The sequence below is a fragment of the Kribbella sp. NPDC049584 genome (assembly GCF_040675555.1).
GTDB lineage: Bacteria > Actinomycetota > Actinomycetes > Propionibacteriales > Kribbellaceae > Kribbella.
Window position 1 is genome coordinate 725,757 of sequence record NZ_JBFAPF010000002.1, and the last position, 21,436, is coordinate 747,192.

General features: G+C 68.4%; 20 protein-coding genes. 18 read left to right on the top strand and 2 right to left on the bottom strand.

Translation table 11 applies throughout. The features are described from left to right. Position 1: 1 nt before the first annotated feature. Both AB0J62_RS10200 and AB0J62_RS10205 read right to left on the bottom strand, forming a co-directional pair. The gene (locus AB0J62_RS10200) at positions 2–1,237 is read right to left on the bottom strand and encodes a glycosyltransferase family 4 protein (protein WP_363866854.1); all 1,236 of its coding nucleotides are present in this window, start codon (positions 1,235–1,237) and stop codon (positions 2–4) included. Then, complete coding sequence (locus tag AB0J62_RS10205) at positions 1,234–2,556, bottom strand: UDP-glucose/GDP-mannose dehydrogenase family protein (RefSeq protein WP_363866857.1); 1,323 nt, start codon at positions 2,554–2,556, stop codon at positions 1,234–1,236. Before AB0J62_RS10205 ends, AB0J62_RS10200 begins: the two co-directional genes overlap by 4 nt. A gap of 200 nt (positions 2,557–2,756) precedes the next feature. Between AB0J62_RS10205 and AB0J62_RS10210 the strand changes: the two genes are divergently transcribed. The 18 genes from AB0J62_RS10210 (at position 2,757) to AB0J62_RS10295 (ending at position 21,196) form a co-directional block, all read left to right on the top strand. Continuing rightward, entirely contained in the window at positions 2,757–3,818 is a 1,062-nt protein-coding gene (locus tag AB0J62_RS10210) for an SDR family oxidoreductase (protein WP_363866860.1), read from the top strand. Next, complete coding sequence (locus AB0J62_RS10215; RefSeq protein ID WP_363866863.1) at positions 3,818–5,053, top strand: class I SAM-dependent methyltransferase; 1,236 nt, start codon at positions 3,818–3,820, stop codon at positions 5,051–5,053. The genes AB0J62_RS10210 and AB0J62_RS10215 overlap by 1 nt, the downstream gene beginning before the upstream one ends. A 42-nt stretch (positions 5,054–5,095) precedes the next feature. Beyond that, the gene (locus AB0J62_RS10220) at positions 5,096–5,941 is read left to right on the top strand and encodes a glucose-1-phosphate cytidylyltransferase (protein WP_363866866.1); all 846 of its coding nucleotides are present in this window, start codon (positions 5,096–5,098) and stop codon (positions 5,939–5,941) included. Further along, complete coding sequence (locus AB0J62_RS10225; protein WP_363866869.1) at positions 5,941–6,591, top strand: PIG-L family deacetylase; 651 nt, start codon at positions 5,941–5,943, stop codon at positions 6,589–6,591. The genes AB0J62_RS10220 and AB0J62_RS10225 overlap by 1 nt, the downstream gene beginning before the upstream one ends. A gap of 14 nt (positions 6,592–6,605) precedes the next feature. Next, on the top strand, positions 6,606–7,763 hold the full coding sequence (locus tag AB0J62_RS10230) for a methyltransferase C-terminal domain-containing protein (protein WP_363866872.1): 1,158 nt from the start codon (positions 6,606–6,608) through the stop codon (positions 7,761–7,763). Positions 7,764–7,851: 88 nt separating this feature from the next. Next, on the top strand, positions 7,852–8,517 hold the full coding sequence (locus AB0J62_RS10235) for a class I SAM-dependent methyltransferase (RefSeq protein ID WP_363866875.1): 666 nt from the start codon (positions 7,852–7,854) through the stop codon (positions 8,515–8,517). An 18-nt stretch (positions 8,518–8,535) separates the two neighbouring features. Continuing rightward, positions 8,536–9,828 (top strand): hypothetical protein, encoded by a 1,293-nt coding sequence (locus AB0J62_RS10240; RefSeq protein WP_363866878.1) that lies wholly within the window; start codon positions 8,536–8,538, stop codon positions 9,826–9,828. Further along, positions 9,825–10,748 carry a glycosyltransferase family 2 protein gene (locus AB0J62_RS10245; protein ID WP_363866881.1) on the top strand — a complete coding sequence of 308 codons (924 nt, stop codon included), beginning with the start codon at positions 9,825–9,827 and terminating at the stop codon, positions 10,746–10,748. Before AB0J62_RS10240 ends, AB0J62_RS10245 begins: the two co-directional genes overlap by 4 nt. Further along, positions 10,745–11,680 carry a glycosyltransferase family 2 protein gene (locus AB0J62_RS10250; protein ID WP_363866884.1) on the top strand — a complete coding sequence of 312 codons (936 nt, stop codon included), beginning with the start codon at positions 10,745–10,747 and terminating at the stop codon, positions 11,678–11,680. The genes AB0J62_RS10245 and AB0J62_RS10250 overlap by 4 nt, the downstream gene beginning before the upstream one ends. Next, on the top strand, positions 11,677–12,945 hold the full coding sequence (locus AB0J62_RS10255) for a polysaccharide pyruvyl transferase family protein (RefSeq protein ID WP_363866887.1): 1,269 nt from the start codon (positions 11,677–11,679) through the stop codon (positions 12,943–12,945). The genes AB0J62_RS10250 and AB0J62_RS10255 overlap by 4 nt, the downstream gene beginning before the upstream one ends. Beyond that, positions 12,942–13,499, top strand: coding sequence for a dTDP-4-dehydrorhamnose 3,5-epimerase family protein (locus tag AB0J62_RS10260; RefSeq protein ID WP_363866890.1), 558 nt, complete (start codon positions 12,942–12,944; stop codon positions 13,497–13,499). Before AB0J62_RS10255 ends, AB0J62_RS10260 begins: the two co-directional genes overlap by 4 nt. A gap of 29 nt (positions 13,500–13,528) precedes the next feature. Then, complete coding sequence (locus tag AB0J62_RS10265; RefSeq protein WP_363866894.1) at positions 13,529–14,491, top strand: aminotransferase class IV; 963 nt, start codon at positions 13,529–13,531, stop codon at positions 14,489–14,491. A gap of 42 nt (positions 14,492–14,533) precedes the next feature. Continuing rightward, on the top strand, positions 14,534–15,427 hold the full coding sequence (locus tag AB0J62_RS10270; protein ID WP_363866897.1) for a hypothetical protein: 894 nt from the start codon (positions 14,534–14,536) through the stop codon (positions 15,425–15,427). A gap of 285 nt (positions 15,428–15,712) precedes the next feature. Further along, positions 15,713–17,203: a sugar transferase gene (locus tag AB0J62_RS10275; RefSeq protein WP_363866900.1), complete on the top strand. Its 1,491-nt coding sequence runs from the start codon at positions 15,713–15,715 to the stop codon at positions 17,201–17,203. A 1-nt stretch (position 17,204) separates the two neighbouring features. Next, positions 17,205–18,134 (top strand): GDP-L-fucose synthase, encoded by a 930-nt coding sequence (locus AB0J62_RS10280; RefSeq protein WP_363866903.1) that lies wholly within the window; start codon positions 17,205–17,207, stop codon positions 18,132–18,134. Beyond that, positions 18,131–19,114 (top strand): GDP-mannose 4,6-dehydratase, encoded by a 984-nt coding sequence (gene gmd, locus AB0J62_RS10285; protein WP_363866906.1) that lies wholly within the window; start codon positions 18,131–18,133, stop codon positions 19,112–19,114. Before AB0J62_RS10280 ends, gmd begins: the two co-directional genes overlap by 4 nt. Before the next feature lie 3 nt (positions 19,115–19,117). Continuing rightward, on the top strand, positions 19,118–19,921 hold the full coding sequence (locus AB0J62_RS10290) for a WecB/TagA/CpsF family glycosyltransferase (protein WP_363866909.1): 804 nt from the start codon (positions 19,118–19,120) through the stop codon (positions 19,919–19,921). 9 nt (positions 19,922–19,930) lie between these two features. After that, positions 19,931–21,196: a hypothetical protein gene (locus tag AB0J62_RS10295; protein WP_363866912.1), complete on the top strand. Its 1,266-nt coding sequence runs from the start codon at positions 19,931–19,933 to the stop codon at positions 21,194–21,196. The last annotated feature ends 240 nt before the right edge of the window (positions 21,197–21,436 follow it).

Genomic DNA, 21,436 nt, shown 5'->3' on the forward strand with positions numbered 1-21,436 from the left:
GTCAGGACCCCGTCGCGCGTGCGACGTCACCGATGTGGCTGACGTGACCGGTCAACGCGTCGTACACCTGCAGGTACGCCTTCTGCTGGTGCTTCCACGCCAGCACCTGCTCGACCCGTTCGCGGCCGAACTTGCCCATCCGGCGCCGGCGGACCTCGTCGTCGAGCAGCTCGACGATCGCTTCGCCGTACTTCGCGACGTCGTTCGGCTCGACGTACACCGCGGCCTCCGCGGCGGAGACCTTGGTCTCGATCAGGTCGAAGGCGACGACGGGAAGCTCGAACGCCATGTACTCCATGGTCTTGTTCATCGTCGACACGTCGTTGAGCGGATTCTTCGGGTCGGGGGACAGGCCGATGTCGGCGGTCGACATGACCGCGCGCACGGTCTCGTCCGGCACCCGGCCGGTGAACTCGATGTAGTCCCTCAGGCCGAGGTCGTCCCGCAACGCGACCACCTCGTCGAACGAGTCGCCGCCGCCCATCAGCGTGAACGCGATGTCGGTGCGGCCGAGAGTGTTGACAATGTGATCAGCGGCGCGGATGACGATGTCGACACCGTCCTGCGGGCCCATCACGCCGATGTACGTGACCAGGTAGCGGTGGCCGCGGCGCAGCGTCTCGTCCGCTGCGGCCGGGTCCCGCTGCAGCTTGTCCGGGTCCGGCCCGGTGCGGACCACGGTCACGTCGTGGTTCGCCTTGCCGCTGCGGGTGATCGCGATCCGGCGGTACGAGTCGTTGGTCGAAGTAACGTGGTCGGCCGTGCGGTGCGTCGTCCGCTCGAGGAACCGCAGTCCCTTGTACGGCAGGCTCTTCGTACCGCCGAAGCGGGACTGGAACAGCTCCGGGCACAGGTCGTGGTGGTCGAAGACGAACTTCGTCCCGTCCAGGCGGCGCAGCAGCATCGCGATCGGCCAGAAGATGTCCGGCGGGTTGCAGGCCTGCATCACCGTGAACTTGCCGGCCTTGCGGGCGCGGAAGACCAGCCGCAGCGTCAGCAGGAACGAGTACGCGTACTCCCAGACGAAGCTGACCTTGCTGCCGCCCGGTGCGTAGGCCTTGTACTTGTGCACGGTCACGCCGTCGATGACCTGGTACGCCGGATCGCCCGGCCCCTTCGGGCAGACCACCGTCACGTCGTAGCCGGACGCCACCAGTGCCTGGCACTCCAGCCAGACGCGGCGGTCGAACGGAACCCAGAGGTTCTGGATGATGATGAGGACCCGCGGACCGCTCACCAGCCCACTCCTTCGTATCCGGGCAGCGACTCGACGTCGGCGCCGAGCCGGCCGATCAGGTCGATCGTCCGTGCGGGTGGTGCTTCGAGCAGGGCGTTGATCGCGGCGGTGTCGGTGGCCGAGACGATGGCCAGGTCGGCGCCGGCGAGGGCCGCCGACGGGTCGTCGGTGAGGACGCGCTGCAGGTGCGGCAGCTTCGACTGCACGTGGCGCAGGTTCGCGCCGACCAGCCGGGTCGGGTTGACGATCGCGTCGTAGATGCGCAGGTTGTAGCCCTTGCCGATCAGGCGCTCGGCCAGCTCGACGTTCGGGCTCTCGCGCAGGTCGTCGGTGGCGTGCTTGAAGCTCAGGCCGAGCAGCGCGATCTCACGGCCCGGGCCGGCGATCACGCGGTCGACGACGTCGCGGACGCTCCGCTCGTTGGTGGCCAGCGTGCCGGCCAGCAGGGGGAGCTCGGTGTCGTTCATCCGCGCCAGGTGCAGCACCGAGCGCAGGTCCTTCGGCAGGCACGAGCCGCCGAACGCGAAACCGGGCTTCAGGTAGTACGGCGAGATGTTCAGGCTGGTGTCCTGGACGAAGATCTTCATCACCTCGCGCGAGTCCACGCCGAAGTGCCGGAAGATCCGGCCCATCTCGTTCGCGAACGAGACCTTGGTGGCGTGGAACGCGTTGCAGGCGTACTTGAGCGCCTCCGCGGTCCGGACGTCGACGACTTCCACATCCCTGCCGAGGAAGCCGAACAGGTCGGTCAGAGCGGTACCGACCTTCGGGTTGCGGGTGCCGACGACAACGAACGGCGGCGCGTAGAAGTCGGCCAGGCCGGATCCTTCGCGCAGGAACTCCGGGCACATCGCCGTACCGAAGGTCAGACCCTCCGGCGGCGGTACGTCGGCCAGCACCTTCTCGACCACCTCGTCGACCGTCCCCGGCGGCACCGTCGAGCGGACCACGATGCTGTGGAACCCCGACGCCGGCCGGACGACGGTCTGCGCGGCCTCCGCGATATCGCGGACCGCGCGTTTGATGTACGTCAGATCGGTACTGCCCGCCGGAGTCGACGGCGTACCGACACAGATCAGCGAGACATCGGCCCGCTCGAGCGCGACCCGTGGATCGGTGGTCGCGTGCAGGCGACCCGAGGTCGCACCGTCCGCCACCAGCTCGTCCAGACCCGGCTCGACCACCGGGCTGTGTCCCTGAGTGATCGGACCGACCTTCGCAGTATCGACATCGACCCCCCAGACGTCGTGGCCGGCGGCAGCCAGGCACGCGGCCGTAACAGATCCGACGTACCCCAGGCCGAACACGGCAACCTTCATAACGCCCCCCACAGGCTCATGACGCGGCATCCCCACGTCCGCAGCGCCCATGAGAGCGCCGGGCCCGACCCCTTGATACAAGGGCGCCGAAATCCGGCCGGAGATTTTTGGATCGGCCGGGAAAGAAATTGCGTGTATCAGGCGCTGGTCCGGGGGTTCTGTATTGGGCGACAGGGCTGCATTGGGGTGAGGGGAAGCGGATGAGGGTTCTGGTCACCGGGGATCGGGGTTATATCGGGGCCGTCATGGTGCCGTTCCTGCGGGCCGCCGGGCATCAGGTGGACGGTCTGGATACGGGCCTGTACGAAGGGTGTGACCTGCTCGGCGGGCCGGACCCGATCGGGGACAGGGCGCCGCGGGACATGCGGGACGTGACCGCGCGCGAGCTCGAGGGGTACGACGCGGTGGTCTGTCTGGCCGCGCTGTCGAACGATCCACTCGGCAACCTGGACAAGGCGGCGACGTACTCGGTCAACCTGGACGGCACGCTGAATGTCGCGCAGGCCGCCAAGGACGCGGGCGTCGAGCGCTTCCTGTTCGCGTCGTCGTGCAGCTTGTACGGCGCAGCCGGCTCCGAGGCGGTCGCCGAGGACGCCGAGATGTTCCCGGTCACGGCGTACGGCGAGACGAAGGCGCTGGCCGAGCAGGAGCTGTCGAAGCTCGCCGACGACACCTTCAGCCCGACGTACCTGCGCAACGCGACAGCGTACGGCGCGTCGACCCGGCTGCGGCTCGACATCGTCGTCAACAATCTGACCGCGATCGCGCTGACGTCGGGCCAGGTCCGGCTGGAGAGCGATGGTACGCCGTGGCGCCCGCTGGTCCACATCGAGGACATCAGCCGCGCGTTCCTGACCGTGCTGGAGTCGCCGCGCGAGACGATCCACGACGAGGCGTTCAACGTCGGCCGGTCCGAGGACGTCGTCCAGGTCCGCGACATCGCCGAGATGGTCCGCGAGGCGGTGCCCGGCTCGACGCTGTCGATCGCCGAGGGCGCCGGCCCGGACCTGCGCAACTACAAGGTCGACTTCAGCAAGCTCAACGACACCTTCCCGGAGCTGCAGCTGCAGTGGACGGTCCGCAAGGGTGTCGAGGAGCTGTACGACGCCTATCAGCGGCACGGTCTCACGCTCGACGACTTCAACTCCGCCCAGTTCGTGCGCCTGCGCCGGATCCAGCAGCTGCTCAGCGCCGGACTCGTCGACGGCCAGCTGCGGCGCCAGACCGACGGGCAGTTCCCGGGACCGAAGGAGATGCAGTGATGAACACCCCGATGAACAGCTGCCGGATCTGCGGCGCGGAGCTCACGCGCACGTTCGTCGACCTCGGCATGTCGCCGCCGTGCGAGAGCTACCTGCGGGCGGACCAGCTCGACAGCGGTGAGACGTTCTACCCGCTGCACGTGCGGATCTGCGACAACTGCCTGCTCGTCCAGCTCCCGGCGTACGTCGCCGCGGACGACGTGTTCAGCGACTACCTGTACTTCTCGTCGTACTCGACCAGCTGGGTGGAGCACGCCCGCCGGTTCGTCGTCGACATGCAGGAGCGGCTCGACCTCGGCGCGGAGAGCCTGATCGTCGAGGCCGCCAGCAACGACGGCTACCTGCTGCAGCACGCGACCGCCCTCGGCATCCCGGTGCTCGGCATCGAGCCGGCCGCGAACATCGCCAAGATCGCCAACGAGAACGGCATCCGCACCGAGAGCTACTTCCTCGGCGAGGAGACCGGCAAGGACGCGGCGGCCCGGCACGGGCAGGCGGACCTTGTCGTCGGCAACAACGTGTTCGCGCACGTACCGGACATCGTCGACTTCGCCAAGGGCCTGCGCGCGCTGGTCAAGGACGACGGCCTGGTGTCGCTGGAGTTCCCGCACCTGCTCCGGCTGATCGAGCGTCGCCAGTACGACACGATCTACCACGAGCACTACCAGTACCTGACGCTGAAGACCGCCGCGCTGGCACTGGAGAAGGCCGGTCTCAAGGTCGTCGACGTCCAGGAACTGGCCAGCCACGGCGGGTCGCTGCGGCTGTTCAGTACGCCGATCGAGACCGCCGGCGAGCCGACCGAGCTGGTCGGCAAGGTGCTGCAGGACGAGAAGGACGCCGGCCTGCACACGGTCGAGGGCCACCTGGGCTTCGCCGACGAGGTGTTCGCGATCAAGTCCGATCTGCTGGAGTTCCTGATCCAGGCCCGCCGCGAAGGCAAGACGGTGGCCGGGTACGGCGCTCCCGGCAAGGGGAACACGCTGCTCAACCACTGCGGCATCCGCGAGGACCTGCTGCCGTACACGGTCGACCGCAGCCCGCACAAGCACGGGATGTACCTGCCCGGTACGCACATCCCGATCTTCGCCCCGGAGCGCCTGGCCGAGACGCGCCCCGACTACATCGTGATCCTGCCGTGGAACCTGCGCGCGGAGATCGTCCATCAGCTCGGCTACGCACGGGAGTGGGGCGCGAAGTTCGTCGTACCCATCCCGCAGCTCGAACTGCTCTGAATTATTTGGGATCTGAAAAGGCGTTGGGGGGAAGGAAGTCAGATGAAGGTCGTGATCTTCTGCGGGGGGCTCGGGCTGCGGATGCGCAGCGGCGTCGACTCCGCACCGAAACCGATGATGACGATCGGCGACCGGCCGGTCCTGTGGCACATCATGCGGTACTACGCGCACTTCGGCCACACCGATTTCATCCTGTGCCTGGGCTTCGGGGGGTCCGCGGTCAAGGAGTACTTCCTGCGCTACGAGGAGACGGTCTCCAACGACTTCGTGATGACCAAGGGCGGGCAGCACATCGAGCTGCTCGACTCCGACATCAGCGAGTGGAAGATCACCTTCGTCGACACCGGGATCGACACCAGCATCGGGGAGCGGCTCCGCCGGGTCCGTCCGTACCTGGAGGACGACGACGCGTTCCTGGCCAACTACGGCGACGTGCTGACCGACGCGCCGATGGACAAGATCGTCGACCACGTGATGACCAGCGACATCACCGCGAGCCTGCTCGCGGTGCCGCCGCAGGCGTCCTTCCACGTGGTCGAGTTCGACCACGAGTCCCGGGTCACCGGGATGCGGTCGGCCACCGACCTGAACGTGTGGATCAACGGCGGGTACTTCGTGATCAAGAAGGACATCTTCGACGTCCTGCACGAGGACGAGGACCTGGTCGGTGACGCGTTCCCGCGGCTGGCCGCGATGCGCAAGCTCGAAGCGATCCCGCACCACGGGTTCTGGGCTCCGATGGACACCCTCAAGGAGCGCAGCCAGCTCGAGGAGCTGTACCGCTCGGGCAAGAAGCCGTGGGCGCTGTGGTCGCACCGGGTCCGCGAGCAGAACGGCCTGGTCGTCGACAAGCTGGGCCTCGGCAGGCCGGTAGCGGTGGCACTCTGATGCTCCCGTTCCAGCTCGGCCTGATCGACGGGCCGGTCCACCTGGTTGCCCTCGGCGCCCATCCGGACGACATCGAGATCGGTTGCGGCGGCACGCTGCTGAAGCTGGCCGAGTCGGTGCCGGAGCTGTCCGCCGAGTTCGTGATCGCGACCGGTACGCCGTTGCGCCTGGAGGAGGCCCGCCGCGCGGCGGAGCTGTTCCTGCCGGACTGCGAGGTGACCGTCACGTCGGCCGAGCTGCCCGACGGTCGGCTGCCGGCGCACTGGAACGAGACCAAGGAGTTGCTCGAGGCAACGGCTCGGGGGAGCAGGAGTCCGGACGTGGTGTTTGCCCCGAGCAAGCACGACGCGCATCAGGACCACCGGCTGATCGCCGAGCTGGCGCCGACGGTGTGGCGCAACCACCTGGTGCTGCACTACGAGATCCCGAAGTGGGACGGCGACATCAGCCGGCCGTGGCTGTACGTCGAGCTCACCGAGGAGCAGATGCAGGACAAGGTCGCGCTGCTGCACAAGGCGTACCCGTCCCAGGTCCCGCACGACTGGTTCGACGGAGAGGTCTTCTCCGGGCTGGCCCGGTTGCGCGGGATGGAGTGCCGGGCGACGTACGCCGAAGCCTTCACAACCGCCAAGGCCACGCTGACATGGTGAACGAGGGAGACGTGGTGACCGCTCTTGAAGACAGCACCGTCAAGTGTCGCGGGTGCGCGTCGGAGAACGTCGTACTCGTGGTGGATGTCGGCGACCAGCCGCTCGCCGACTACTTCCCGCCGGCCGACAACCCCGGTCCTGATCCGCGCTGGCCGCTGTCGCTCTGGCTGTGCCGGGAGTGCACGTTGGTGCAGCTCGGTCCGGTGCAGGCGCAGCTGGCCGAGGAGCCGCTGGCCGTCGAATCCGCGACCAGCCGCGCGCATGCGGAGGCTTCCGTCAAGGAGATCCTGCGGGACTACCCGGAGCTTCTCGGCACGGTGGTGTTCGAGTTCGGCAGCCCGCACGGCGGGTCATGGCTCGATCACCTGTACGCGGCGGGCTCCCGGCTGGCCGGTGAGGACGAGAAGGCCGGCCTGGTGATCGACGTCCACGGGATCGTGCACGAGCCGCAGTACGGCGATTCGTTGAAGCTGCGGGCCGATCGGCTCGCGCCGGGTGGCCTGCTGGTGATGGAGTTCCACCACTTGTTGCCGTTGTTCATCGGCAACCAGTTCGACACGATCCGGCACGGCCACTGGGCGTACGTGTCGCTGCGCGCGTTGCAGAACATCGCCGCGCTGCACGGTCTGACCATCGAGTCGGTGCGGCAGGCCGAGATGTACGGCGGCAGCCTGATGGTGATGCTGCGACACACCGCGGACGCGAAGCCGGACGCCTCGGTCGACGTGGTTCTGGACGACGAGGAAGCGGCCGGGATCGCGGACGAGGTCCAGCTCGGCAGCCTGCACGAGGCCGCGCGGCATGCGGCCGGTGCGCTGCACGAGGAGCTCAGCCGCCACAAGGCCGCCGGCCGGACGGTCCTCGGGTACGGCGCTCCTTCGAAGGCGCCGGTGCTGCTGGATCTGAGCAACGTCACGACGGACCTGCTGCCGTTCACCGTTGATCTCGCGCCGGGTAAACACGGCCGCCGGATCCCCGGTGCCTGCATGGTGCCGATCCGCCCGATCGAGGAGCTGAAGGCCGCGCGGCCGGACGTGGTCCTCGTGCTGACCTGGGATATCGCCGACGAGATCGTCGCGCAACTTGAAGCGGACGGCGGCTGGGGCGCCACCTATCTGGTCCCGCTGCCCGAGCCGCACGAGCTGGGGAATCGTCGTCAAGACGCAAGGTGAACTGGGGAGAGGGAACCGGATGTGATCCGTTGTAGGCAGCCTGCGCAGTTCTGGGCTGGATATGGTCAAGCGCGTACTCCGCGGCCCGATGTCTCGACTGACTGCGGTCCACCGCCTCCGGTGGCGGGTGACCTCGCGGGAGGCACTGTTCACGCAGGTCTACGAGACGTCGGGATGGGACAGCGCCGAGTCCGGGTCCGGCACCGGGTCCGAACTGCGGGCCACTGTCGACATCCGCGAACGCCTGCCGGAGCTCCTGACCCGGCTCGACGTGAAGACGATGCTCGACGCCCCGTGCGGCGACCTGAACTGGATGCGTCACATCCCGCTTCCGGTGGAGAAGTACCACGGTGTCGACATCGTCGCGAGTGTGATCGAGAAGAACCGGCAGGAGTACGGCAACGAGCAGCGCGACTTCGCGGTCGCCGACCTCACCAAGGACAAGCTGCCCTACGTGGATCTGATCCTGTGCCGGGACTGTCTGGTACACGTCTCGTTCCAGGACGCGGCCGACATCCTGGAGAACTTCCGCGCCACCGGGGCACAGTGGCTGGTGATCAACACCTACGCGAACGTCGAGCGGAACCACAACCAGTTCACCGGCCGCAACTGGCGGCAGCTGAACATGCAGCTCCCGCCCTTCAACTTCCCCGCGCCGCTCGAGTCCTTCCCGGACGGTGGCGAGGTCGACCCCAACCGGCTCGGACTGTGGCGCCTCCAGGACCTGCCTGCCGTCCAGCGAAGCGCCCTGTGAGCCGACTGTGAGCCGACCATGAAAGCTGTCCTGCGCCGCCTTACCTGGGGACTCGCCGACCAGGCTGTGACCAGCCTGGTCAGCTTCCTGGTGGGCGTTGTCGTCGCCCGGCAGTTGGGTGCGCTGCAGTTCGGCGCGTTCAGCCTGGCCTGGGTGACGTACGGCGTGGTCCTGAACATCTCCCGCGGCCTGGGGACCGATCCGCTCGCGGTCCGGTTCAGCGGCCTGGAGCGGCCGGTGTGGCGGACCGCGGTCGCGAAGTCGTCCGGGATGGCGATCGTCGTCGGTCTCGGCACCGGCGCCATCTGCGCGCTGGTCGGGCTGCTGCTCGGCGGCCACGCCGGCCAGGCATTCATTGCCCTCGGCATCGTTTTGCCCGGCCTGATGCTGCAGGACAGCTGGCGGTTCGCGTTCTTCGCGTCGGGACAGGGCGGCAAGGCTTTCGTCAGCGACATCACCTGGGCGCTCGGCCTGGTGCCGCTGCTGTATCTGGCCTCCCAGCACGCCAGCGTGACCCTGTTCGTCCTGGCGTGGGGTGGAGCCGGGGTGTTCGCGGCGCTCGTGAGCGGGCTGCAGGCAGGTATCCTGCCGCGGCCGGGACTGGCGCGCCGCTGGCTGTCCGAGCACCGCGATCTCAGCCTTCGTTACCTGACGGAGAACGTCACGCTCAGCGGCGCGTACCAGCTCCGGATGTACGGACTGGGCGCATTTGCCGGCGTCGCCGCCGTCGGTACTGTGCGCGGCGCGGAGATGCTGCTCGGACCGTTCTTCATCGTGCTCTCGGGCATCGGGCTGGTCGCCGTACCGGAAGCCGCCCGGGTACTGCGACGGTCTGTCCGGGCGCTGCCGCTGTTCTGTCTGGCACTTGGTGGCGCGCAGGCCCTGGCCGCGCTCGCCTGGGGTCTGCTCCTGCTGTTCGCGCTCCCGGACAAGTGGGGCCACGCACTGCTCGGCGAGGTCTGGCTGACCGCGTCCGCATTGGTGCTGCCGGCAACTTTGTCGGTGGCGTGTGCGGGCTTCAACACCGGCGCCGCGGCAGGTCTGCGCGCGCTCGGTATCGCCCGCCGCAGTCTCAAGGCTCAGCTGTGTGCCTCGGCGTTCTACCTCGTCGGTGGTGTGGTGGGCGGTGCGCTCGATGGCGCCCGCGGTTCGGCCTGGGGAGCTGCGTGTGCGACGTTCGCGGCGGCGTTCGTCTGGTGGTACACGCTGCACGTCGGCGTCCGGGAGCGCAAGCAGCTGGAGTCGGCGGTGGATTCCGAGCAGTCCCAGGAGGAGTCCCAGCCGGTCGTTCCCGAGGTGAGAAGCACATGAACGCCGTACCGCGGCTGACCGTCGGGCTGCCGGTCTACAACGGCGAGAAGTATCTCGCCGAGTCCCTGGACGCGCTGCTGGGACAGTCGTACGGCGACTTCGAGCTGATCATCTCCGACAACGCCTCGACCGACGCGACCGAGGCGATCAGCCGCGAGTACGCCGCCAAGGACGCTCGGATCACGTACCTGCGCCAGCCGGCCAACATCGGCGCCACGCCCAACCACAACTTCGTCTTCGAGCAGTCGCACACAGAGCTGTTCAAGTGGGCCTCGTACGACGACCTGTACGGGCGGAAGCTGCTGGAGCGGTGCATCGCGGCGCTCGATGACGACCGCGAACTCGTCCTCGCCCACTCCTGGGAGGCATTCATCGACGCGGCCGGGGAGATCCTCCTCACCGTCGACTATCCGCTCGCGACGGATTCGCCGGATCCGGCCGAGCGATTCCGGAGCATGCTGTTCGCCGTCGGCGGCGACGACTTCTACGGCGTGATGCGCTCGGAGGTCCTGCGCCGTACGCCGCTGCACGGCAGTTACCATCACGCGGACCGCACATTGATGGCCGAAGTCGCGCTGTCCGGGCGGTTCTACCAGGTGCCCGAGGTGCTGTTCTTCCGCCGCGACCACCCGGACCGTGCCGAGCGGGCGAAGCCGACGATCCGCAGCCGCGCCGCCAACATGGAGCCGCGGCGCGCACACCGGCTGAGCAACCCGACCGCGCGGCTACTGGCCGAGTACGTCGGCGGCTTCGTCGGCGCGATCCGGCGGGCGCCGCTCTCGTCGGCGCAGCGCCGGCGCTGTTACACGCACCTGCTGCGATGGATGGCGAGCCGGGCGGCGCACAGATCGTCGGCCCGGATCGAAGACACGGTTCCCGCCGGCCGCCCGCAGGCTCAGGCAGAGATGGGGAGAAGATGAACGCAGTACCGCGGCTGAGCATCGGCCTGCCGGTCTACAACGGCGAGAAGTACCTCGCGGAGGCGCTCGACGCGCTGCTCGGGCAGACGTACGCCGACTTCGAGCTGATCATCTCCGACAACGCCTCGACCGACGGCACGGAGCGGATCTGCCGGGAGTACCTGGCCCGCGACCCGCGCATCCGCTACATCCGCCAGCCGGTGAACGTCGGTGCGTCGCCGAACCACAACATCGTCTTCACCGAGTCACGCGGCGAGCTGTTCAAGTGGGCGTCGTACGACGACCTGTACGCGCGCGATCTGCTGGAGCGTTGCATCGAGGCGCTCGACGAGCACCCGGACGCGGTGCTGTGTCACTCGTGGAGCGCGATCATCGACGAAGCCGGAGACATCGTCGCGAAGGTCGGCTACCCGTTGACGACCGATTCGCCGGACCCGGTCGAGCGGTTCCGGAGCCTGCTGTTCGACGTCGGCGGCGATGACGACTACGGCGTCGTACGGGCCGACGTACTTCGCCAGACCGCGCTGAACGAGAGCTTTTATCACGCCGACCGGACGATCGTGGCCGAGATCGCGCTGCACGGCCGGTTCCTGCACGTGCCGGCGTCGTTGTTCTTCCGCCGCGACCACCCGGACAGCGCGCTGCGGTCGAACCGGACGGTCCGTTCCTGGTGCGGCAACCTCGACCCGCGCCGCCGCAAGCACTCGACCATCCGGCTGCTCGCGGAGTACCCGCTGGGTTACGTCCGGATGCTGTTCCGCGCGCCGCTGACCGGCGGGCAGCGAGTGCGTTGCCTCTGGCAACTTGTGCGCTGGATGACGAGCCGGGCGGTGCCGCCGTCGATGCGAAGGCAGGACACGCCGGTCGAGCAGGTCAGTGAGGTCGTGTCGGTATCCAGGGTGGTCGCAGGCCAGAGCGGACGAATCGCATGAACGACAAGAGTTTCAGCCCGCCGGCCAAGGGCGGCCCGCGGATCGGGTTCTTCGGCCTGCTCGGCCACGGGAACCTCGGTAACGACGGATCGCTGGAGGCGTTCCTGGCCTACCTGGCCAAGTCGTACCCGGATGCGGAGATCGACTTCCTCTGCTCCGGTCCGGAGGTGGTCGAGAAGCGCTACGGCCTGCCGGCCACCCGGATGAACTGGAACCGCGACGAGTACAGCACCGCGAGCAGCCTGCGTTCGGTCGCGCTCAAGGGGATCGGCAAGTTCGTCGACTTCTTCTGGACCGCCTCCTGGGTACGGCGCCACGACGTGGTGGTCGTGCCGGGCATGGGCGTGCTGGAAGGCGGCCTGCCGCTGCGCTGGTGGGGCTTCCCGTACTCGCTGCTGCTGCTGACCGCGGCCGGCCGCCTGACCGGCACGAAGGTCGCGCTGGTCAGCGTCGGCGCCAACACGTCCGGACGACGGATGACCCGCCGGGTCTTCACCTGGGCGGCCCGCCTGGCCTACTACCGCTCGTTCCGCGACCAGTTGTCGAAGGACGCGATGCGCGCCACCGGCCTGGGCATCGCGGACGATCCGGTCTATCCGGACCTGGCGTTCTCGCTGCCCATTCCCGCCGTACGGTCGGCGACGCCGCCGGGAGAACCCACGACCGTCGGCGTCGGCGTGATGACCTACCGGGGCACCGACGACGACCGCGACCGCGCCGAAGAGGTCTTCGACGAGTACGTCGCGAAGATGACGCGCTTCGTGCACTGGCTGGTGGACCACGGGCACCGGGTCCGGCTGCTCACCGGCGACCACGAGGACGAACTGGTCTCGGCCGCGATCCTCGCCGACGTCCGGGAGAACCGGCCCGACCTCGATCCGTCCTGGGTCGTCGAGGACCCGCCGAAATCGCTCGACGACGTGATGGAGCAGATGGCAGCGCTCGACACGATCGTCGCCACCCGGTTCCACAACGTCGTGTGCGCACTGATGCTGTCCAAGCCGACCGTGTCGATCGGGTACGCCGCGAAGAACGACGTGCTGATGGCCGACATGGGGCTCGCGGAGTTCTGCCAGAACATCCGCTCACTCGACGTGGATCGACTGATCGCCCAGTACACCGCGCTCGAGTCCCGCCGCGACGTGGTCGGCCCGGCGATGGACGAGCGGAACGCAGTCAACCGCAGCCGGCTCGAGGACCAGTACGACGTCCTGTCGTCGAAGGTCTTTCCCCGGCCCGCGGAAACTTTGGAGGGACGCTCATGAAGGTGACGCAGGTACCCGAGATCGCCGGTGTCTATCTGTTCGAGCCGACACCGCACGTCGACGACCGGGGCTTCTTCAGCCGGACCTTCGACGCCGACATCGCCCGGTCGGTCGGGATCGACCCGGACGGGTTCGCACAGGACAGCCTGTCGCGGTCCCACAAGGGAGTGCTGCGCGGCATGCATCTGCGCTCCGGACAGGGCGAGGCGAAGTTGGTCCGCTGCTCGGCCGGCGAGGTGTTCGACGTCGTGGTCGACCTCCGGCCGGACTCCCCGACGTACCTGGGGCAGGCGCACTTCACGCTGTCGGGGGACACCCAGTGCTCGGTGTACATCCCGGCCGGGTGCGGGCACGGATTCCAGGCGCTCACCGAACCGGCGGACATCGCGTACCGGATCGACCGGCCGCACGATCCGTCCGAGGACGTCGTGATCGCGTACGACGACCCCGATCTCGCCATTCCGTGGCCGCTGCCGGTCACGCTGATGTCGGCCCGCGACCAACGGGCCGTATCTCTTGCCGATCTCGCCGCGGGCGTCCTGAGCGCCCGCTGATCGATCACCAACTCCGGAAGGGGGCCCTCATGGCTCACACCGCATCGATATCGCAGCTCCAGACGCCGCCGTGGGCGCTCGTCAACGGCGAGCTCGTGCCGTACACCGACGTCAAGATCCACATCGGCGCCGAGGCGCTGACCCGCGCGCTGAGCGTCTTCGAAGGCGTGAAGGGCTACTGGGACTCCGCCGGCGAGCTCTTCTCGATCCGGACTCCGCGCCGTCACTACGACCGGCTGCGCCGTTCCGCGTCGCTGTTCCACATCCCCGTCCGGTTCAGCTACGACGAATTCCTCGGTGGGCTCGAGAAGCTGGCCGGCGAACTGCTGGTGCCGGACAAGGACCTGTGGTTCCGGCCGACGATGTACGTGACCCATGGGCACTGGGGTGAAGCGACCGAGGCCGACCTGGTGGTGACCGCCTTCAGCCAGCGCAAGCTCGACCCGGACCCGATGCGGCTCGGCGTGACGAGTTGGCGCCGCGCCTCCGACCTGGTGCTGCCGACGCGCGTGAAGAGCAGCGCGAACTACGTCGGCGCGCGGATGGCACGCATCGAGGTACGCCGGCTCGGGTACGACGACGCGATCATGCTCAACGACGCCGGCCGCGTCGCGGAGGCGACCGGTGCGTGCGTCCTGATGGTCCAGCGCGGACGGATCGTCACGCCGCCGACCAGCGAGTCGTGCCTGGACAGCATCACGGTCGACATCCTCGAAGAGGTGGCCAAGGAGCTCGGGATGCCGTTCGACCGGCGACCGATCGAGCGGACCGAGCTGCTCGCCGCCGACGAGTGCGGCCTGGCCGGCACCATCTCGGAGCTCACGCTGGTCGCCGAGCTCGACGGTGTCGAGTACGACCAGACCGGAATGCTGGCTCAGCTCCGGCAGCGTTACCTGGAACTCATGCGTGGCGACCTGGTCCTGCCGGGCGTCGAGCTGGCCCCGCTGGCCGACGTGTCACGTCAACTACTGCCGGCGGAGGCCGGAGTTTAGGCCGAGGTCCGGCCGGGGGAATCAAGACCTGGAGGGGGTCCCATGCATTCCATTTATGTCGACGCCGAGTTCAGCGACGACGAGCGTAGACAGAAGCTGTACGACGGCGACCTGTTCGTCTACTCACCGCGTCCCTCGACGCTGGCGCTGACCGAGTTCGCCGGCGAGATGGCCCGCCAGGCCTTCCACCCGCTCGATCCGGAGACGGCCCAGTTCGAGATGCCGGTCGAGGACTACGCGGCCCTGCTCGCCGAGCTCAAGCCGCGGTTCATCCACCACCCGGAGTCGAAGCGGCTGATCCAGGAGATGCTGGTCGACTTCGGGTGCGACCCCGAGCAGGTGTACTTCGACGTGCCGCGGATGCGCAGCTCGACGTCGGACGACTACCTGACCACGGGGATCGCGTTCGCGTTCCACCCGCACCGCGACACCTGGTACTCCGCGCCGTTCACGCAGCTGAACTGGTGGCTGCCGATCTTCGCGATCGGCGACGACAACGGGCTGGCGTTCCACCCGCGGTACTGGCAGACCCCGGTGAAGAACAGCTCACGGGTCTACAACTACGCGGAATGGAACGCGACCAGCCGGAAGATCGCGGCGACCCAGATCGGCACCGACACCCGGATCCAGCCGGTGCCGGAGGAAGAGGTCGAGCTGGTGCCGCAGATCCGGCCGATCTGCAAGCCGGGCGGGATCATCCTGTTCTCCGGGGCGCAGCTGCACTCCAGCGTGCCGAACACGTCGGGGCGGACCCGGTTCAGCATCGACCTGCGCACCGTGCACCTCGGTGACGCGGTCGAGGGCCGGATGGCGCCGAACATCGACTCCGAGTGCACCGGCACGACGATGGGCGACTACCTGCGGGTCAGCGACCTCGAGCACATCCCGGCCTCGGTGGTCGAGGAGTACGACACTCCGAGCCGCGCGACTGTCTGAACCCTGTCTGACCAGTCGTCAAGTTTTTGTCCGGCCGGCGTCAGCTCGACGTCGGCCGGACTGCCTTGTTTTCTTGATCATTTCGTGATCAAGCAACTGGTTCGCGGCTCACAATGCAAGTTCTCCACAAGGAAGGCGGCCTGGTGGTCGCCGGGGCCCGTGGTGCGTAGTAATCTTCGGTGACTCGTCGCCGACGCGCGGGTGAATTCTGGGGATGCATAGTTGCGGGAAGCGATGGGCACGGAGCGTGTCCGAGCGGCCGCAACGTGAGACCGAAGGACTGGTGTGAGCGGAGCTGAAGCGCCCGGCCGGATGGACGGGCACGGACCGCTCTGGGTCGTGCCGCATGAGGTCCCGGCGATCGTTCCGCTGCCGTCGCGCTCGACCGAGCCCCGCTGGGTCGGTGTCTACCGCTGGGCCGCTGTCGGCGGTGACCTGCTGGCCGCGATGCTCGGTGTCTCGATCGCCCTGCTGACCAGGTTCGGATACCACGTCGGTCCCAGCTATCTCGTCGTCAGCAGTCTGCTGCCGCCGGCCTGGGTCGCCGTCGTCGCGCTGTCGAAGGGCTACGACCCGCGGTACTTCGGCGCCGGGCCGGACGAGTTCCGGTCGCTGATGCGTTCCGGCGTCGGCCTCACGGCCGCCGTCGCGATGACGTCGTACGTGACGAAGACCGAGATCGCCCGGGGTTTCGTGGTGCTGGCGATCCCGGTGATGGTGATCTCGGCCCTGCTGCTGCGGTATGCGTTGCGCAAGGACCTGCACCGCCACCGCGTCCGAGGCCGCTGCATGCACAGGGTTCTCGTGGTCGGGCGAAGTGGCCCGGCCGCGACGCTGTGTGAGCACCTGGAGAAGCGTCCGACCGACGGGTTCCGCGTCGTCGCGACCTGCCGGCCGCGCGGTGACCGGCACAACAACGGTCCGCTGCAGCCCGACGAGCTCGACGAGCCGGACATCCTCGCCGCCGCTGACCGGCACGCGGTCGATGTGGTTGCCATCTCGACCGATCCGGAGTTGGTCGGCCAGTCGCTGCGCCGGCTGTCGTGGGCGCTGGAGCAGCGCGGTATCGAGTTGATCGTGTCACCCGGCATCATCGAGGTCGCCGGTCCGCGGATCTCGGTCCGCCCGGTCGCCGGCCTGTCCTTGCTGCACCTGGAGCGGCCGTCCGTCAGCGGCGGCCCGCACCTGATGAAGGCGGTCTTCGACCGAACCGTTGCCCTCGGCTTCATTGCCGTGCTGTCCCCGTTGCTGATCGGCCTGGCCCTTGCGGTCAAGGTCTCCAGCCCCGGGCCGGTGCTCTTCCGGCAGCAGCGGATCGGGCGCGGGGGTGTCGAGTTCACCATGCTGAAGTTCCGGAGCATGTACTCCGACGCCGAGCAGCGGCTCGGTGATCTGTACGCGTTGAGCGACGGCAACGGCGTGATCTTCAAGATGCGCGACGACCCGCGGATGACGCCGCTGGGCCGGTGGATCCGGCGGTTCTCGCTCGACGAGCTGCCGCAACTGTTCAACGTGCTGCGCGGCGACATGTCGCTGGTGGGTCCGCGGCCGCCGCTGGCCGAGGAGGTCGCCCTGTACGCCGCTGACGACTCGCGGCGGATGCTCGTGAAGCCCGGCATGACCGGCCTGTGGCAGGTCAGCGGCCGCAGCGACCTGTCCTGGGACGAGTCGGTCCGCCTCGACCTCCGCTACGTCGACAACTGGTCGATGACCCTGGATCTACTCATCCTCTGGAAGACCGTGCGCGCGGTCGCCTACGGCGCGGGAGCGTACTGACATGGACCTTCAGGCACCCGTGTACGTCGCGGGACACCGCGGCCTCGTCGGCTCCGCGATCTGGCGGCGTCTGGAAGCTGCCGGGTTCACGCAGCTGATCGGCGCGTCGTCCTCGGAGCTCGACCTGCGCGACCGCGATGCCACGTTCGCGTTCCTGGCCGAGCACAAGCCCGCGATAGTCGTCGACGCGGCTGCCCGGGTCGGTGGGATCCTCGCGAACCGCGACCACCCGACCGAGTTCCTCAGCGACAACCTGCGGATCCAGGTGAACCTGATGGACGCGGCCCTCGAAGTACGGACGCCGCGGCTGCTGTTCCTCGGCTCGTCGTGCATCTATCCGAAGTACGCCGACCAGCCGATCCGCGAGTCGAGCCTGCTGACCGGTGAGCTCGAGCCGACCAACGACGCGTACGCGATCGCGAAGATCGCCGGCATCATGCAGGTCCAGGCCGTCCGCCGGCAGTACGGTCTGCGCTGGATCTCGGCGATGCCGACCAATCTCTACGGGCCGAACGACAACTTCGATCCGGCCACGTCGCACGTGCTGCCGGCGCTGATCCGCCGCTTCCACGAGGCCAAGCTGGCCGGCGCCGACGAGGTCGTGCTGTGGGGGAGCGGTACGCCGCGCCGCGAGTTCCTGCACGTGGATGACCTGGCCGACGCGTGCCTGCACCTGCTCGACCAGTACGACGCACCCGAGCCGATCAACGTCGGCGTCGGCGCGGACGTGTCGATCCGCGAGCTGGCCGAACTGGTCGCCCGCGTCGTCGGCTACACCGGTGCCTTGAGCAACGATCTGTCCAAGCCGGACGGCACCCCGCGCAAGCTGCTCGACGTGAGCAAGCTGCTGGCGCTGGGCTGGAAGCCGTCCATCGACCTCGAAGACGGTGTGGCCGCCACCTACCGCTGGTATGTGGAGAACCACTCATGAAGAAGGCGCTCGTCACGGGCATCACCGGCCAGGACGGCTCGTACCTGGCGGAGCTGTTGCTTGCCAAGGGCTACGAGGTGCACGGCCTGATCCGGCGGGCCTCGACGTTCAACACGAAGCGGATCGACCACCTGTACGAGGATCCGCACGCGGAGGACAAGCGGCTGTTCCTGCACTACGGAGATCTGACCGACGGCTCGCGGCTCGTCACGCTGCTGGCCTCGATCCAGCCGTCCGAGGTGTATCACCTGGCCGCGCAGTCGCATGTGCGGGTGAGCTTCGACGAGCCGGAGTACACCGGTGACACCACCGGGATGGGTACGACGCGGTTGCTCGAGGCGATCCGGATGATCGGGCTGGACTGCCGGTTCTACCAGGCGTCCTCGTCGGAGATGTTCGGCGCGACGCCACCGCCGCAGAACGAGGACACCCCGTTCTACCCGCGCTCGCCGTACGGCGCTGCCAAGCTCTACGGCTACTGGATGACCCGGAACTACCGCGAGGCGTACGACATGTTCGCGGTGAACGGGATCCTGTTCAACCATGAGTCGCCGCGCCGGGGCGAGACGTTCGTGACCCGGAAGATCAGCCGCGCGGTCGCCGCGATCAAGCTGGGCCGGCAGGATCGCCTCTACCTGGGCAATCTGGACGCCTGCCGCGACTGGGGCTACGCCCCGGAGTACGTCGAGGGCATGTGGCGGATGCTGCAGCACGACACCCCGGCCGACTACGTGATCGCGACCGGTACGTCGTACTCGGTCAAGGATTTCGTCGCGCGCGCCTTCGACCACGTGGGCCTGGATTGGGAGCAGTATGTCGACTACGACGCGCGGTACGTCCGTCCGACCGAGGTCGACTCGCTGATCGGGGACGCGTCCAAAGCCATGACCGAGCTGGGCTGGAAGGCCCAGGTGCACGTGCCGGAGCTGGTTCAGATCATGGTCGACGCGGATCTCGCCGCGCTGGCCCCGGAGGACTGACGGATGACCGATGTGCAGCAAGCAACGACTACGTCGACCAGGTACGGCCACCCCGTTCAGGCCGACCGGGTCGATGTCCTCGGCATCCATGTCAGCATCACCAATCCGGACCACACCGTGGCGACGTTCGCCCGCTGGATCGACCAGCAGGACCGCGAACTGGTCTGCGTGACGGACATGAACGCGCTGCTGCACGCGCGCGCCGATGAGCGGCTCACCGAGGTCTACAACACCGCCGGGCTGACGGTGCCGGACGGTATGCCGCTGGTCTGGGCGGGCCACAAGGCCGGCTTCGACCAGATGGACCGGGTCGCCGGGCCGGATCTGCTCGAGCGGGTGATGGCAGAGGCGGCTCAGCGCGGCTGGACGCAGTACTTCTACGGCGGCGCCGAGGGTGTGGCCGAGGAGCTGCGGGACGTCTTCCAGGAGCGTCACCCGGCCTTGAAGGTCGTCGGCACCGAGTGCCCGCCGTACCGGCCGCTGACCGCGGCCGAGGACGCCGCCGTGGTTGCCCGGATGAACGCGGCGCGTCCGGACATCATCTGGGTCGGGCTCGGCGCGCCGAAGCAGGAGCGCTGGATGGCCGATCACCGCGACCGGCTGAACGCCGCGATCCTGATCGGCGTCGGAGCGGCGTTCGACTTCCACACCGGCCGGCTGGACCGCGCGCCGCTGTGGATGCAGCGCGCCGGGCTGGAGTGGAGCTACCGGCTGTACAAGGAACCGCGTCGGCTGTGGAAGCGCTATGTGCTGGGCATCCCGCGTTTCCTCGTAGGCGTTCTCCGTCATCCGCCGCGTCCGCTCTAGAGTGAGCCGGTGAAGTTCCGGCGGCCGAAGTTGCGTCGGCTGGCCGGACCGGCCGGTCGCGCCAGTTGGGGTTTGGCCGACCAGGGGCTGTCGAGTCTCAGCAACCTCGCGGTCGGGGTCGTCGTCGCTCGCTCGAGCACGGTGGCCGACTTCGGCATCTATGCCCTTGCCTTCGGCGGCTACACGATCGCGCTGAACGTGTCCCGGGCGGTCTCCACGGAACCCCTTGCCGTCCGCCACTCCGGCGATCGAACGCCTGAATGGCAGCGGGCAGTCCGGGCGAGCACGGCAACCGCTTTGCTGACGGGCCTGCTGGCGATGGTGGTCGGCCTGGCGATCGCGGCGTTCCCGGGCGTCCCGTCCAAGGGAGTGCTGATCGCCTTCGCGGTGACGATGCCGGGCCTGCTGCTGCAGGATGCCTGGCGCTGGGCCTTCTTCGTCGTGGGCGAGGGCAACAAGGCGTTCGTCAACGACCTGATCTGGCTGCTGGCGATGCTCGCGATCTTCGGCGGCCTCTACCTGACCGGTACGACGTCGGCCTTCAGCCTCACGTTCGGCTGGGGGCTCGGTGCGGTCATCGCCGCGATCGCGGGTCGCTTCCAGGCCGGCGTATCGCCACGCAGGCAGCTGATTCGTGAATGGGTGCAGCGGAACTGGGACCTGAGCCCGAAGTACGTCGGCGAGATGCTCGCGGTCTCGGGCACGATCCAGGTCTACATGCTCGGCATCACCGCGGCCGCCGGTCTGGTGGCCACTGCGGGCATCCGCGGCGCGCAGGTACTGCTCGGCCCGGTCAACGTGCTGAACCAGGGCATCCGGATGATCTCCGTACCCGAAGCAGCGCGTGCGCTGCGGCACTCGTACCGCCGGTTGTGGCTCGTCGGCCTGGCCATCTCGTTCGGCGTCGGAGCCGGTGCGCTCGCGTGGGGCGCTGTCTTCCTTCTGCTACCGGCCGTTGTCGGCCGTGAACTGCTCGGTCCCGGCGTGTGGACACAGGCTCATAGCGTCCTGATCCCCGTCATCCTGCTGCAGGCGCTGGGCGCCTCGAACGCGGGCGCCTTCGCGATCATGCGGGCCCTGACCGCAGCCACTCGCGGCCTGCGCGTCCGCCTGATCTCGTCGGTCATCCTGATCACCTGCGGCATCGGCGGCGCCTACCTGTGGGGCCCGAAGGGCGCGGCGTGGGGGCTGGCCGGCGCCTCGTTCACCACACTGCTCCTGTGGTGGAACGAAGCCCACCGAGCCATCGCCGCCCACCGCCGCGCCACCCCCTAACCCCACCCTGCCCACCCACCCGGGCACCGCCCGCCCCGGCCCACCCCGCCCGCGCCGGCAAACCCCGGCCCGCCCCGCCCGGGCACCGCCCGTGTTCGTCTCAGGGGTCAACCCCTAAGCAGGTCGGTTGGCCCCTCGGATTCAGGCAGGCCAACCGACAACCTCAGGGGTTGACCCCTGAGACGAACGGGGGGCGGCCCGCGGCAGATGTGCGATGGGCCGGGGGATCGGCGATCATGC